9 protein-coding genes are annotated in these 14,024 nt (G+C 74.0%); 6 read left to right on the top strand and 3 right to left on the bottom strand.

Features of this window, described 5'->3' with window-relative positions; all coding sequences use genetic code 11:
* The first annotated feature begins 131 nt into the window (after positions 1 to 131).
* The gene (locus AMK13_RS19470; RefSeq protein ID WP_074003391.1) at positions 132 to 2,855 is read left to right on the top strand and encodes an AAA family ATPase; all 2,724 of its coding nucleotides are present in this window, start codon (positions 132 to 134) and stop codon (positions 2,853 to 2,855) included.
* 65 nt (positions 2,856 to 2,920) lie between these two features.
* On the opposite strand, the gene AMK13_RS19465 is transcribed toward AMK13_RS19470, so the two are convergent.
* Entirely contained in the window at positions 2,921 to 3,988 is a 1,068-nt protein-coding gene (locus tag AMK13_RS19465; RefSeq protein ID WP_074003390.1) for an alpha/beta fold hydrolase, read from the bottom strand.
* A gap of 232 nt (positions 3,989 to 4,220) precedes the next feature.
* Between AMK13_RS19465 and AMK13_RS19460 the strand changes: the two genes are divergently transcribed.
* On the top strand, positions 4,221 to 5,036 hold the full coding sequence (locus AMK13_RS19460; RefSeq protein ID WP_074003389.1) for an alpha/beta hydrolase: 816 nt from the start codon (positions 4,221 to 4,223) through the stop codon (positions 5,034 to 5,036).
* Between the two features lie 9 nt (positions 5,037 to 5,045).
* Here the strand turns inward: AMK13_RS19460 and AMK13_RS19455 are convergent, their stop codons facing one another.
* Complete coding sequence (locus AMK13_RS19455) at positions 5,046 to 7,811, bottom strand: ATP-binding protein (protein ID WP_074003787.1); 2,766 nt, start codon at positions 7,809 to 7,811, stop codon at positions 5,046 to 5,048.
* A gap of 617 nt (positions 7,812 to 8,428) precedes the next feature.
* Here AMK13_RS19455 and AMK13_RS19450 point away from each other — a divergent pair.
* From AMK13_RS19450 to AMK13_RS19440, 3 genes are all read left to right on the top strand, one after another.
* Positions 8,429 to 9,031, top strand: coding sequence for a DUF1349 domain-containing protein (locus AMK13_RS19450; RefSeq protein ID WP_074003388.1), 603 nt, complete (start codon positions 8,429 to 8,431; stop codon positions 9,029 to 9,031).
* Positions 9,032 to 9,223: 192 nt separating this feature from the next.
* Positions 9,224 to 9,565, top strand: coding sequence for a thioredoxin family protein (locus AMK13_RS19445; protein ID WP_074003387.1), 342 nt, complete (start codon positions 9,224 to 9,226; stop codon positions 9,563 to 9,565).
* A gap of 40 nt (positions 9,566 to 9,605) precedes the next feature.
* A complete protein-coding gene (locus AMK13_RS19440) occupies positions 9,606 to 10,499 on the top strand; it encodes a class I SAM-dependent methyltransferase (RefSeq protein ID WP_074003386.1) in 894 nt (297 codons plus the stop codon).
* Between the two features lie 104 nt (positions 10,500 to 10,603).
* Here AMK13_RS19440 and AMK13_RS19435 read toward each other — a convergent pair whose 3' ends face one another.
* The gene (locus AMK13_RS19435) at positions 10,604 to 11,815 is read right to left on the bottom strand and encodes an MFS transporter (protein ID WP_074003385.1); all 1,212 of its coding nucleotides are present in this window, start codon (positions 11,813 to 11,815) and stop codon (positions 10,604 to 10,606) included.
* Between the two features lie 378 nt (positions 11,816 to 12,193).
* Between AMK13_RS19435 and AMK13_RS19430 the strand changes: the two genes are divergently transcribed.
* The gene (locus AMK13_RS19430) at positions 12,194 to 13,942 is read left to right on the top strand and encodes an ABC transporter permease (RefSeq protein WP_338016309.1); all 1,749 of its coding nucleotides are present in this window, start codon (positions 12,194 to 12,196) and stop codon (positions 13,940 to 13,942) included.
* The last annotated feature ends 82 nt before the right edge of the window (positions 13,943 to 14,024 follow it).

The raw sequence follows: 14,024 nt of genomic DNA, 5'->3' as shown, positions 1-14,024 counted from the left end.
CCCCGCACCACCGCGCGTGCCATCGGCTGACCGCCGCGCGCCGGTCGTGACGGAACCCGTGCGACTCGGCCGGCCCCGCCCTTCGTAGGATGGGTGCAGCTCCTCCGGGAGGAACTCTCCCCGGAGGTGCCATGCCGCAGTCCGCGAACCACCAGCTCATCGGGCGTACCCGGGAGGTGGAGGTGCTGGACCGTCTGCTGCGCGAGGTGGGCGACGGGCGCAGCCGGGTGCTGGTGCTGCGGGGTGAGGCGGGTGTCGGCAAGTCGGCGCTGCTCGACCATCTGGCCGGGCAGGCGGGGCAGTGGCAGGTGGTACGCGCGGCCGGTGTCGAGGCCGAGGCCGAGTTCGCCTATGCGGCCCTGCAACGGCTGTGCGCCCCGCTGTTGTCGCACCTCGGCCGGCTGCCGGAGGTGCAGCAGGACGCGCTGCGGGTCGCGTTCGGCCTGAGCACGGGAAACCCGCCCGAGATGCTGCTGGTGGGGCTCGCGGTCCTCGGTCTCCTCGCCGAGGCGGCGGCCCGGTCCGCGCTGGTGTGCCTGGTCGACGACGCGCAGTGGCTGGACCTGATGTCCCGGCGAATCCTGGCGTTCGTCGGGCGCCGGCTGGACGCGGAATCGGTGGCGCTGGTGTTCGCCGAGCGGATCACCGACGGGAAGGCGGAGGACGAGGGCCTTTCCGGTCTGCCGGACCTTCCGCTGGGCGGGTTGGCCGATGCCGACGCCCGGGCGCTGCTGGACGGCGTGCTGCCGGGGCCGGTCGACGCCCGGGTACGGGACCGGATCGTGGCCGAGACCGGCGGGAATCCGCTCGCCCTGCTGGAGCTGCCCCGGGGCCTGTCGCCGGCGGAGTTGGCGTTCGGCTTCGGCGGGCCCGGCGCCGGCCCGCTGGCGACCCGGCTCGAGGACGGCTTCCGCCGGCGCGTCGACGCCCTGCCGGCCGACACCCGAGCCCTGCTGCTGGTCGCGGCGGTCGAACCGGTCGGCGACGGGCCGCTGTTGTGGCACGCCCTGCGTCTGCTGGGCATCGGGCCGGAGGCCGTGGCGCCGGCCGAGGCCGCGGACCTGATCACCCTGGGAGCCGCTGTGCGGTTCCGGCACCCGCTGGTGCGTTCGGCGGTGTGGCGCGGCGCGGATGCCGCGGCGCTGCATGCGGCGCACGCGGCCCTGGCCGAGGCCACCGACGCCGAGCGCGACCCCGACCGGCGGGCCTGGCACCTGGCCCACGCCGCGGTCGGGCCGGACGAACAGGTGGCGGCCGCACTGGAGAGCTCCGCCGACCGGGCCCTGGCACGCGGCGGCAGGGCGGCCGCCGCCTCTTTCCTGGAGCGTGCCGCCGCGCTCACCCCTTGTCCGGAGGCGCGGGCGCGGCGCGCTCTGGCGGCCGCGGCGGCCCATGTCGCGGCGGGCGTGCCGGCCCGGGTGCCCGACCTGCTCGCCGCCGCGGAGCTGGGGCCGCTGGACCGGCTGCAGCAGGCCCATGCCGGCCGGCTGCGGGCCAAGGCGTCGTCCATGACCGACTCGGGGAGGGGCGCGGTGCAGCCGCTGCTCGACGCGGCGGGTCGGCTCAGGGACCTCGACCCGGCCCTCGCGCGGGAGACCTGCCTCGCGGCGTACGACGCGGCCATCTGGGTCGGCCGGTACGACGAAGGCGCACTGCGCCGGGTCGCCGAGGCCGCTCGGGACCTGCCGCCCGGCGACGAGCCGGCGGGAGTCTTCCTCAGGGCCCTGGTCGCCCGGAGCGTGGACGGGCCGGCTGCCGTCTTCCCGCAGCTGGCACGGGCGCTGCGCTCCCTCACCGACGAGGAGGATCCGTCCGTCCTGTGGGCGGCCGCGAACGCCGCCGCGGAGCTGGGCGATCTCCAGGGCTGGCTGGACATCGGCGGCCGGGCGGTCCGCTTCGCACGCCGGACGGGAACCCTGTCGCTCCTCTCGACGGCGCTGCCCTATCAGGCGTCCGCGCTGGGCTTCGCGGGGCGTTTCTCCCCAGCGGGCGACCTGCTGGCCGAGGCCGCGGCCCTGGACAAGGTCACCGGCTCGGTGGCGCGCACGGCCACGGCGGCCTTGATCAGCGCGTACCAGGGACGGGAACGACCGGCCCTGGAAGCGATCGAGGCGATGGAGCACGAGGGCGAGCAGCGCGGCCTGGGCCGACTCGTCGGCGTAGCCGCGTGCGCGAGGGCTGTGCTCCACAACGGCCTGGGCAACTATCCGCTCGCCATGGAAGCGGCGCTCCGGGGCGGGGAGTACCAGGACCTCGTGGTGCACGTCTGGACGTGCGGCGAGCTGGTCGAGGCCGCGACCAGGGCCGGCGAGCCGGCCGTGGCGGCCGGGGCGCGCGAGCGGCTCGCCGACTGGAGCCGGGCCGGCACGCCCTGGGCCCTGGGCGCGCACGCGGTCGCCGAAGCCCTGACCGGAGCACCCGAGCAGGCCGAGGACCGCTACCGCGAGGCCGTCGACCACTTCGGCCGCGGTGGGCTCGGCGTGTTCGAGACCCGGGCCCGACTGCTGTACGGGGAGTGGCTGCGCCGCCGGAACCGGCGCGCGCAGGCCCGTACCGAGCTGCGGGCGGCGTACGAGGCGGCCGGGCGCACGGGTATGGAGGGCTTCGCCGAGCGGGCCCGGCGTGAGCTGCTCGCCACCGGTGAGACGGTTCGCAAGAGGACCGTCGGCGCGCCGGTCCTGACCCCGCAGGAGGCGCGGATCGCCCGCCTCGCGGCCGCCGGGCACCCGAACGCGGAGATCGGCGAGCACCTGTTCCTCAGCCCCCGTACGGTCGAGTGGCACCTGCGCAAGGTCTTCGCCAAGCTGGGGATCTCCTCCCGTCGAGAGATCGACGGCGCCCTGTCCGTGCGGTGACGGCCGTGCGGTGACGGCGATGCGGTGACGGCCATGCGGTGACAGCCGTGCGGGATCAGCAGGGGTCACAGATGGTCGGCGTCCACCACGGCCTGGGCGAACGCCGTCGGCGCCTCCTGCGGCGCGTTGTGGCCGATGCCGGTGAGGACGCGGTGCTCGTAGGGGCCGGTGAAGAACTTCCGGTACCCACTGCCGTCGGTGGTGGGCAGGAACGGGTCGAGGGCGGGGTCCACGGCGATGGCCGGCACCGTGACGGGCGGTCGGGCCGCGAGTAGCCGCTCGTAGTGCTCGTAGCGGCGCTCGCCGTCGGCCAGGCCCAGACGCCAGCGGTAGTTGTGGATCACGATGGCGGCGTAGTCGGGGTTCTCGAACGCCGCCGCGGTGCGTTCGAAGGTGGCGTCGTCGAACCTCCAGGTGGGGGAGGTCTCCTCCCACACCAGTCGGCACAGGTCGTGCCGGTTCTGCCTGGTCTCCATGGCGACGCGGCCGCGGTCGGTGGCGAAGTAGTACTGGTACCACCAGGTGCGCTCGGCCTTCGGCGGCAGCGGGTTCTTCTGCGAGGGGAGGTTGACGATCAGGTAACCGCTCACCGCCACCAGGGCCTTGACCCGCTCCGGCCACAGCGCCGCGACGGTGCCGGCGGCCCGCGAGCCCCAGTCGAAGCCGGCCAGCACCGCCTCGGGGATCTTCAGGGCGTCCATCAGGGCGATGACGTCGAGGGCGATCGCGGACTGCTGCCCGGTACGGACGGTCGTCGGGGACAGGAAGGTGGTGGTGCCGTGGCCCCGCAGGTACGGCACGATCACCCGGTAGCCGGCGTCCGCCAGCAGCGGCGCCACGTCGACATAGCTGTGGATGTCGTAGGGCCAGCCGTGCAAGCAGATGACCACGGGCCCGTGCTTCGGCCCGGCCTCGGCGTAGCCGATGTCGAGCACGCCGGCCTGGACCCGCTTCAGGTCGGTGAACGTGGTGTGGGTGCCCGCGGTGACGGCCGGGACGACCGGGGCCGGGCGGCCGGGCCGGTCGGAACCGGCCGCGAGGGCGGCAGGCGCGTTCGAGACCGCGCCGACCGACACGGCCGTGGCGCCCACGCCGAGACCGACCGCTTTGGTGAAGGCACGCCTGTCGATCATGTCTGATCCTTCCTGGAGACCCGCTGGTGCCTCCACTGTTCTCCGGCCGCCGGCCGGACGCATCGGTCACATGACGTCGAGACGCGGGAAGACGCCCGCGGACCCGCGAAGGGTCTGTCGGGCCGCCGGATTCAGTCATTCGACTGTGTCCGCCGGCCTGCCGCTCGGTGATCCTCGATGGAGCGCCGTGATGCCGGCGGATCGTCGTGCGTGCAATTCGGAAGGTCTGGCCGTGAAACAAACCCCCGTCGTCCTCATCCACGGTGCGTGGTTCCACATGTCCTCCTGGGAGGGCTGGGCCGAGCGGTTCACCGCGTACGGTTACGCGGTGTGCGTCCCGGGCTGGCCCGGCGAAGCCCACACCGTCGACCAGGCCCGCCGCGATCCCGGCCCGCCGCGCGACCTCGGGCTCGCCGCGCTCGTGGCCCACTACGAGCAGGTCGTGCGCGGCTTCGACGACCCGCCGGTCCTCATCGGGCACTCGGCCGGCGGCCTCATCGCCCAGCACCTCCTCGGGGCCGACCTCGGCCGCGCCGCCGTCGCCCTCGCGCCGCTGCCGGCCGGCGGTGTGCCGCCGGCCGACGGCCGGTCCCGGCCGTGGCCGCTGATGTCGGCCGGCCCGACCCGGCACCCGGGCTTCGGGCAGCTGCCGCGCGCCCGGTTCCGACACCTCGTCGTCAACACGGTCGGAGAGGGGGAGGCCGAGCAGCTCTTCGACCGGTACGCCGTCCCGGCCCCGCTCCGGCTGCTCGCGGACCTCGGACTCGACGGCACCGCCACCGGGCCGGCCGGCACCGTCGTGGACACGGCCAATACGGCGCGCGGACCGCTGCTGCTGGTCTCCGGCCAGGAGGACCGGATGGTCCCGGACGCCGTGACCCGCTCGGTCTACAAGCTCTACGGCGACTCCTCCGCCGTGACGGACCTGAAGCAGTTCGCCGATCGGGGGCACTCCCTGGTGTTCGACAGCGGCTGGCGTTCGGTCGCCGACCACGTCCTTGGCTGGCTGGCCGCCAACGGCGTCGAGGCCGTGGCCCCACAGGGGTGAGCGCGGGCATCAGACCTGCGCCGCGTCGGTCCGGCTCAACGCGTCGCGCAGTGCCGCCCGGGCCGTGATGCCCAGCTTGGGGAAGACGCGGTACAGGTGCGAGCTGACGGTACGCGGCGACAGGTGCATCCGCGCGCCGATCTCCTTGTTCGTCAGGCCGCCGGCGGCCAGGTCGGCGATGCGGCGTTCCTGCCAGGTCAGCGGGGCCACGGTCAGCGTCGGGACGCGGGGCGGGGCCCCGGTGGCGCGCAGTTCGGCCCGGGCCCGCTCGGTCCAGCCGGCCGCGCCCAGCCGCTCGAACACCTCGGCCGCCGGGACCAGGTACTGCTGCGCCGGGGCCGGGCCCTGGACGTGGCGCACCCGGATGCCGTGCGCCAGCCGGATCCGGGCCAGCTCGAACGGGAAGCGGGTGGCCTCCGGCTGGGATTCGGCCCGCGTGAACATCTCGGCGGCCTCCCGCTCGTCCTCGGCGGTCATCGCCAGCGCGCCGTAGGTGATCAGCCCCAGGCGGGGCGACACCTCCGGCAGACCGGCGTCGCGGGCGGCGAGGGCGTGCGCCCGGGCCTGGTCGACGCGTCCGGTGTGCCGGGCGGCCTCGACGAGATCGAGCAGGGTGCGCGAGGCCTGGTAGGCGTAGGGCCGGAACTCACCCGGCTGGGTGATGCCGATGGCGTAGAGGTACGCGGTCTCGTAGTCGCCGGAGCTCAGCGCGGCGGTCGCGCCGGCGGAGTCGGCGACCTGGGTCAGGAATCCCAGTCCGCGCGGGCGGGCCCAGGCGTCCACCTCGGCCTGCAGGTCCCGGGCCCGCCCGACCTGTCCGCGCAGCGCCGCGAGCTGGGCCAGGTACGCGCGGCTCTGGGCGGCGAACAGCTGGTGGCCGTGCTCGGTCGCCAGGTCCAGGCCGCGTTGTCCGGTGTCCTCGGCCTCGGCCCATTCTCCGACCGTCAACTGGTCGAGCATGATCTGGTGCAGCATGACCATGCCGGTTGCCACGGCCCCGGTCTCCAGCTCGCGGTCGACGACACGCTGCAGGTGGGGGCGGTAGTGGCTCAGGAGGTCGAGGTGGTACGCGGCCGCGCCGAACTGCGTGACGTCCCAGGGTTCCAGGTCCGGCAGGGTCGCGGCGGCCTGTCGCACCGGCCCGGCGAAGCCGGCTCCGTGCCTGGTCACGTCGCTCCAGGTGCCGCTGTAGAGACGCGAGCGTCGGGTGAGGAGGCTGCCCAGGGAGGCGAGGAGTTCGTGCGTGCTCTCCCAGGCCGCGCGGTCCCCGCTGTACTGGCTGATCGTCAGGAGCAGGACCACCAGCCGGGTGAGGACCTCGTCAGGTTCGGCTTCGCCGACGGTCGACGCGACGGCCGACCCGCCGTCCCGGAGCTTCTCGATCGCGGCCGAGACCTGGCGGTGCGTGGAGCGGACGTCCCCGTCCTGGTGGAGCGCCCGGTAGGCGGCCGCCAGCACCGAGGCCGGCGACCCCGTCGAGCCGGGCGTGAGGTCCGCCTGGACCAGCCGGTGCGCCTGGCCGAGGCGGGCGGCGTGAGCGGCGACGAAGGCCGCGTCGGCCAGGCGCCGGGACCGGCCGGTGTGGGTCTCGCTGAGCTCGGCGGCCCGGGTCAGCCAGGCCACGGCCGCCAGCGCGCCGCCGCGCCGGGTCGCCGACTCGGCCGCCGCCTCCAGGATGTCGGCGACGTCCTCGTCCGGATCGACCGTTGCCGCCGCCAGGTGCGTCGCCCGGCGTTCGAGGTTCTCCCGGTGAACCTGTGCCAGCGCCAGGTGGGCGGCGCGGCGCTGGTTGGGAGTGGCCATCCGCACGACGGCGGACCGTACGAGCGGGTGCCGGAAGACGAGATCGCCGGTGACCACCTCGATGTCCAGCAGCCCCGCGGCCACCGCCGTGTCGGCGTCACGCATGCTGTAACGGGTGCCGGGGACGGTGTCGGTGCCGCTCGGGGCCCCGGCGCCGTCGAGCGCGCCCATCAGCAGCTCGGTCCGCACCCGCTCGTCGAGGGCGGCGATGCGGGTGCCGAACAGCCGTTGCAGCCGTCGGGGCAACGGCACGCCGTGCTGACCGATCAGGTCTTCGACCGGGAGATCGCTCGACCGGCCGGCGAAGTGGGCGGGCAGCTCCAGCAGGGCCAGCGGGTTGCCCCGGGCCCGCTCCAGGACGATTCGACGGACCTGTCGGCTCAGCTCCGGGTACCGGTGGTCCAGCAGGCGGGCCGCGTCCTCGTCGGTGAGGGCGGTGACCGGCAGTTCGGGCAGTGCGGCGGTGTCGAAGCGGGACGTGATGTCGCTGCAGACCGCGACCAGCATCTTCGCCGGGCCGCCGGCCAGGCGTCGGCCCACGAAGCCGCAGACGTCGGCGCTGGAGTCGTCCAGCCACTGCGCGTCGTCGAGGACCAGCAGCAGCGGCCGCTGCGCGGCGGAGAGCGACAGCAGGCTGAGCACGGCGATGCCGAGTGCCATGACCGACGGCGGATCGCCCCGCACTCCGCTGAACACGGCGTCGAACACCGCCCGGGTCCCGTCGTCCAGCCGCGCGACGTCGGTGAGCAGCGGATGGAGGACCTGGTGCAGCCCGGCATAGGGCAGCTCGGACTCCGCCTCGACACCGGCGGCCCGGATGACGACCTGGCTCTCCCGCTCCGCCAGCGCGGCGGCGTGGCTCAACAACGAACTCTTGCCGACCCCCGTCTCCCCCCGCAGGACCAGCGCCTGGCCCGTCGCGGCCGTCACGAACGCCGCGAGCTCCGCCTGCTCGTCCTCGCGGCCCACCATCGCCGTGGTGACGCCCCATCGCTGGAACCCGGTCATGTCCCCTTGCCCCTTCCTGATTTCGTTCCCACCGCGCGGCAGCTCCCGCAGCGCCGGCGGGTTGACGCGTGCTTCGACGACGATCGCGTCCCGCACGCGGGGGTGCACCGGACCGGGCGGCATCGAGTCGAGCAACGTCCGGGCGTCGTCGTCGCGGAGCCCGTCCACCCGTGGTTCCGGCAGGCCGGCAAGGCGCCCGGCGCTGGTCGGCGTGCGGGCCCCAGGGCGGTCGTGCCGACGCCGGAAGCCCCTGCCAACAGGCCCCACCCCCGTCAGCTCCTTCGCGGCCGTGGAAGCCGTGCGGCGTCCACCGACCACGATCCCGGGACCACGGGCCCGTCGAGCCAGTGTCGAACCCTGGCCAGTACCCTGGCCGGGGGCGGCCGGTGTCCGGCACGGGCGCGGTGGGGCCGGCATCCTCCTGGCCCCCGGGTGCCTGCTGACGGGACGCCACGCCGACGCCCGCCACCACCCGTAGACGCCCGCCGCGCGACGGGTTCCCCTCGTGTCGACGGGCGCGGAGGAGTCCGGGGCCGACGAACACCGACCGAGCGCCCCACCCGCACAACGGAAGCAGAGACATGAGCGATCAGCACACCATCGGCTGGGACGACGCGACCTGGCTCAACCCTCCGCTGGACGCCGTCCACGACGGCTCCGGGCTGCTCGTCACCACCCGGGACCGCAGCGACTTCTGGCGCACCACCAGCTACGGCTTCGTCCGGGACGACGGGCACGCGCTGCTGACCCCCTTGCCGGACGCCAGCGCCGTCGAAGTGACCTTCGTCGCCGACTTCGACGCCCTCTACGACCAGGCCGGACTCATGGTCCGGGTGGACGAGCGGACGTGGATCAAGGCCGGCGTGGAGATGACGGACGGCGTCCCGCACCTGGGCGCCGTCGTCACCCGCGGGCAGTCGGACTGGTCCCTGGCCCCTGTGCCCGACTGGAGCGGGCGCCGCATCACCGTCCGGGCCAGCCGCGTCGGCGATGCCCTGACGATCCGGGCCCGCCGCGACGACGACCCGTGGCGCATGGTCCGGCTCGCCCCGCTGGCACCGGAGGCGGTGGCATCAGCCGGCCCCTTCTGCTGCTCCCCGCAGCGCGAGGGCCTGCAGGTACGGTTCACCGGCTTCCGTCAGGGGCCCGCCGACGCGTCGCTCCACGACCCGGGCGCGGCGTAGACCGAACGTGCCCCGGCCCCCGCACTTTCCCTGAGTCAGGAAGCATATTTGCGAAAACGGCAAGTCTGTTTGCCGCCTCCGCGATTGCGGGCGCACCCTCGGAGCTGAGGTTCGAGCGCCGCCCCGGTCCCGGTCCGGTCCCGCCGGGAGCGGCGCTCGTGCGCGAACGCACCGGAAGAGGAGAGCCCCGCCATGGCCGCAAAGTCCACCCGCTTCGTGGAGAGTGTCACCGAACAGACCTTCCCCGCCCGCGTGTTGAAGGCGGAGCACCCCGTCCTGGTCCAGTTCTGGGTCGCGTGGTGCGGGCCGTGCATCAGGGTCACTCCCATCGTCGAGGCGTTGGCCGCCGAGCACGCGGGTGTCCTGGACGTCGTCAAGATCAACGTCGACGAGGAGCCCGGACTGGCGGAGCGGTACGGGGTCACGTCGATCCCCGCCTTCGTGGTCTACGCCGACGGCGCCGTCTCGACGGCGTGGACGGGTGCCGCGCCGAAGCCGGTTCTGGAGCGCCAGCTCGCCCCCTTCCTCCGCTGAGCGCGGACCCGGACCGACCCACGAAGGAAGGCATGGACTCATGAACCCGCAGCACGACCAGGACCTCGGGTGGGACGCCTCCGGCGCGCTCCGGGAACGCGAAGCCGGCGTGCACGCCCCCGCTCTCCTGCGGGCCGTGGAGTGGTTGCGGGGTCTGCTGCGGATCGGCGGCGGCGGACACGCCCCCGTCCACCGGGTGCTGGACGTCGGCAGCGGGCCGGGCGTGGTGACCTGCCTGTTGGCGCGCACCTTCCCGGACGCCGAGGTCGTAGCCGTCGACCGGTCGCCCGGCCTCCTGGAGCAGGTCCGTTCGCGTGCGGCGGCTCAGGGGGTGGCGGACCGCGTCGTCACTCAACTGACGGACATCAGCGGCGAGTTCGACGCGCTGGGTGCCGCCGACCTGATCTGGAGCCGTCACGGCGTCCAGCAGGTGGGGGACCAGCAGGCGGCACTGCGCTCCCTGGTCGCCTGCCTGCGGCCGGGCGGGCTCCTCGCCGTCGCCGAGAGCGGGCTTCCCCCGCGCTTCCTGCCCCGCGACATCGGCACGGGGCGTCCGGGCTTGCAGGCCCGCCTGGACGCGGCCGCCGAGGATGCCTTCGGCGCGATGCGCGACCAACTGCCGGGCGCGGCCGCGACGGTGGAGGACTGGCCGGCCATGCTCGCCCGTGCCGGGCTCGTCCCCAGCGGGACGCGCAGCTTCTTCACCGATCTCACGTCCCCCCTCGGGATGTCGGCGCGGGAGTACCTGCACCTGCGTCTGACCCGGCTGCGCGACCGGATCGGTGACCGGCTGGATCCGGAGGACCGCGCAACGCTGGAGCAGCTCCTGGACAGCGACACGTCCGCGGGCATCCTCGGACGTCCTGACGCCTTCTACCTCACGGCCGACACCGTCCACACCGCCCGGCTGTGCCACGGCGGCGTTCGGCACTGAAACGCTCCTCACCGTGACGAGGCCGCAGCTCCCGGGCTGCGGCCTCGTCGCTCGTCGTGGCCGGTCCGGACCCGGTGTCGGCGTCGGTGACGCCAACGGGATCGTCAGCCGTTCTCGCAACGATCGGGAGCGGGGGCCGCAGGCCGCTCCATCTCGCGCAGTCGTGCGAACGGCGCGGCCGTGGCGAGAGCGAGAGCGATCGCTCCCATGAGCAGGAGGGCGAACCAGCCGCCGGACCTGTCGATGACGACTCCGGCCGCGGCGGACGCCAGCGAGGCGCCGAGGTTCACGGAGGTGTTGATCCAGGTCGACGCCTCCGTCCGGCCGGACTCCGGGACGACGGTGTCGGCGATGAGGTACCCGGTGATGAGGGAGGGGGCGAGGAAGAGGCCGACGAGGGCGAGGCCCACGGCGAAGAGACCGAGCGGGTGCAGCTGGGACACGAGCACCGCGGCGAGCCCCATGCCGGTGCACAGGGTGAACAGCCTCGCGCCGATGCCCGACGTGAGCTTCAGCTGCCCGTAGAGGAACCCGCCGAGGGCGCTTCCGCCGGCGAAGGCCGCCAGGAGCCAGCCCGAGGCCGCGACGGCGTCACGCTGCGCGGCGACGGCCGGCGCCGCGATCTCCGCGACGCCGAGCACGCCGCCGACGCCCACGAGGACGGTCAACACCCGTGCGAATCCCGGCTGCTGGAGCGGGCGGTCACCCCGCGCGACACCCCCTCCGGTTCCGCGCAGCGCCCCCGACGACGCGCTGGACGTCATCGCCGCGGTGCCGAGGAAGACCGTGGCGGCGGTCACCCAGAGTCCGGTGGCGGGAGACGTGGCCACGATGACCGCGGTGATGACGACGGGACCGCCGACGAAGAGGAGTTCCTCGCAGACCGCGTCGATGCTGAACGCCTTCGTCCGCTGGTCACCGGCGGTCGTGAGCGACGCCCAGATCATCCGCATCGCGGCTCCCAGGGGCGGCGCGGTCAGGCCGACCACCGCGCCGAGGACGAGGAACCAGGCATCCGGGACGCCTTCGGTTCCCGCGATGAGCGCGAGGGCGACGAACCCCGAGGCCTGGCCTGCCGCCATGGCGGTGAGCGCGATCCGCTGCCCGAGCCGGTCGACGGCCCGGGCGCGCCAGGGGGCGGCGACGACGTTGGCGATCCCGAACGTCGCTGTGGCGAAGCCGGCCTGGGAGTACGAACCCGTACTGGCCTGGACGGCGAGCAGGAGGGCCAGGCCGCCCATCGCCAGGGCGGACCGGGCGACCAGGGCGGGGAGGAAGGCGCGAAGCGCGCCGGGAAGGAGAAGCACTGCGAGCATGAGGAGGCTCCGATGATGCGCGGCCGGAGTCGTGTGCGCGGCCGCCGACGTCTGACGGTGATCGAAGTCCGGAGGGCATGCGGAACCGCACCCTCGACGGATCAGAACCTGGGCGGGAGGGACCCAGGACCGTCAGATGAACATCACGATGAACACCCGCGGAGCCTAACAGGCGGGCAGCGGAGAGCGGCCGGAATTATCGCCCCGCCGGTGCCGCCCGGGTCCTCGACGTCGGCCTCGCGGCCTGAGACACCACCGGGCCCGGGCCCGGGGCATTGGTCCGTGCCGGTGAGCGGTCCCGTCGCGTGCCCGGGGATGGGCGGTCCGGCGGGTCGGGCGTGGTTCAGTGGCGCGGACGGCGGTGACCAGGGGCTTCGGATGGTGGTGCGGATGTCGGGCGAGGGCGGGTTCCCTTCCCGCGGCGTGTGGCGGCGCCCGGCACTGCGCTGGGTGGACGTGCTGGTGACGGCGGCGCTGGTGGGGCTGCTGTACGGCCTGCTGCGGCTGGCCCCGTCGCTGGACGCGCCGTTCCTGCCGGAGCAGGCGCCGTCCACGGTGTCGACCGACCCGTCGGACCTGCCGTACTACGCGGTGCGGTCCCTGCTGCGGATGTTCGTGGGGCTCGTCGTCTCCGTGCTGTTCACCTTCGTCTACGCCACGGCCGCGGCCCGGATGCGGCGGGCGGAGAAGGTGCTGCTGCCGGTGCTGGACGTCCTCCAGTCGGTGCCCGTGCTGGGGTTCCTGTCGGTGACCGTGACCGCGTTCATCAACCTCTTCCCCGGTTCCACGCTGGGGCTGGAGTGCGCGTCGATCTTCGCGATCTTCACGTCGATGGCGTGGAACATGACGTTCGCCTTCTACGCCTCGCTGACCAGCCAGCCCGGGGAACTGGACGAGGCGTCCCGGGTGATGCGGCTGACCAAGTGGCAGCGGTTCTGGCAGCTGGACGTGCCGGGCGGGATGATCCCGCTGGTGTGGAACGGGATGATGAGCTTCGGCGGGGCGTGGTTCTTCCTCGCCGCGTCCGAGTCGATCAGGGTCCTGGGGCACCAGTACGCCCTGCCGGGCATCGGGTCCTACGCCGCCGCCGCGATCCAGGAGGGGGACCTGGGGAAGGTGGGCATCGCGATCGCGGTGATGGTCGTGATGGTGGTCGGGGTGAACGTGCTGTTCTGGCGGCCGGTGGTGGCCTGGTCGGAGCGGTTCCGGGTGGAGGAGTCGGAGGCCGCCGAGCGGCCCCGCAGCGCCGTGCTGGACCTCCTGCGCCGCTCCAGCGTGCCGGAGCTGCTCGGACGGCCGCTGCGGCCGGTCGGCACGGCGCTCGACCGCGGCACCCGGGCCTTCGGCCTGGCCGAGCACCCGCTGGCCCCTCCGGCGGCGCGCGAGCGGACCGGGGACGTGTTCTTCGCGGGCGCGGTGACGGCCGTGGTGCTGCTCGGCACCTGGCGGGCCCTCGACTACGTCGACGCCACGGTCGGGCTGGGCGAGTTCGTGCACGCCCTGTGGCTGGGCGCGGTCACCTTCGGCCGGGTCGTGGTCCTGCTCGTCGCGGCGACCGTGGTGTGGGTGCCGATCGGCGTGTGGATCGGCATGAACCCCAAGGTCACCCGCTTCGCCCAGCCGGTGGTGCAGGTGCTGGCGAGCTTCCCCGCGAACTTCCTCTTCCCCTTCGCCACGGTGCTCTTCGTGGCGGTGGGCATCTCGCTGAACGTCGGCGCGGTGCTGCTGATGGCCCTGGGCGCGCAGTGGTACATCCTGTTCAACGTCATCGCCGGCGCCTACGCGATCCCCTCCGACCTGCGCGAGGCGATGACCGGCTTCGGGGTGGGCGGGACGCTGCGCTGGCGCGCGTTCATCCTGCCGGCGGTCTTCCCGTACTACGTCACCGGCGGGATCACCGCGGCGGGCGGCGCGTGGAACGCCTCGATCGTCGCCGAGGTCGTCGACTACGGATCCCACCACCTGACCGCGACCGGGCTCGGCGCCTACATCACCGCCGCCACCGCCACCGGCGACTTCCCGAGGATCCTGGTCGGGATCAGCGTCATGAGCATCTACGTCGTCGCCCTCAACCGCCTGCTGTGGCGCAGGCTCTACCGGATCGCCGACACCCGCTACGCACTCTGACCGAGGGGCCGAGGGACCGAGAGACCGAGGGGCGGCGAGACAGCGGGACGGCGAGACAGAGGGACCGAGAGGCCGAGGACCG

Origin of the sequence: Streptomyces sp. CB02056, assembly GCF_001905545.1 — a bacterium.
Taxonomy (GTDB): Bacteria; Actinomycetota; Actinomycetes; order Streptomycetales; family Streptomycetaceae; genus Kitasatospora.
The sequence above is the reverse complement of the archived record's forward strand: the minus strand, read 5'-3'. Positions and strand labels throughout refer to the sequence as shown.

Bases quoted from the DNA above. Each gene is read 5' to 3' on its own strand.
- AMK13_RS19470 (WP_074003391.1), top strand. From the start codon at position 132: ATGCCGCAGTCCGCGAACCACCAGCTCATCGGGCGTACCCGGGAGGTG.
- AMK13_RS19465 (WP_074003390.1), bottom strand. From the start codon at position 3,988: ATGATCGACAGGCGTGCCTTCACCAAAGCGGTCGGTCTCGGCGTGGGC.
- AMK13_RS19455 (WP_074003787.1), bottom strand. From the start codon at position 7,811: ATGGTGGGCCGCGAGGACGAGCAGGCGGAGCTCGCGGCGTTCGTGACG.
- AMK13_RS19450 (WP_074003388.1), top strand. From the start codon at position 8,429: ATGAGCGATCAGCACACCATCGGCTGGGACGACGCGACCTGGCTCAAC.
- AMK13_RS19445 (WP_074003387.1), top strand. From the start codon at position 9,224: ATGGCCGCAAAGTCCACCCGCTTCGTGGAGAGTGTCACCGAACAGACC.
- AMK13_RS19440 (WP_074003386.1), top strand. From the start codon at position 9,606: ATGAACCCGCAGCACGACCAGGACCTCGGGTGGGACGCCTCCGGCGCG.
- AMK13_RS19435 (WP_074003385.1), bottom strand. From the start codon at position 11,815: ATGCTCGCAGTGCTTCTCCTTCCCGGCGCGCTTCGCGCCTTCCTCCCC.
- AMK13_RS19430 (WP_338016309.1), top strand. From the start codon at position 12,194: ATGGTGGTGCGGATGTCGGGCGAGGGCGGGTTCCCTTCCCGCGGCGTG.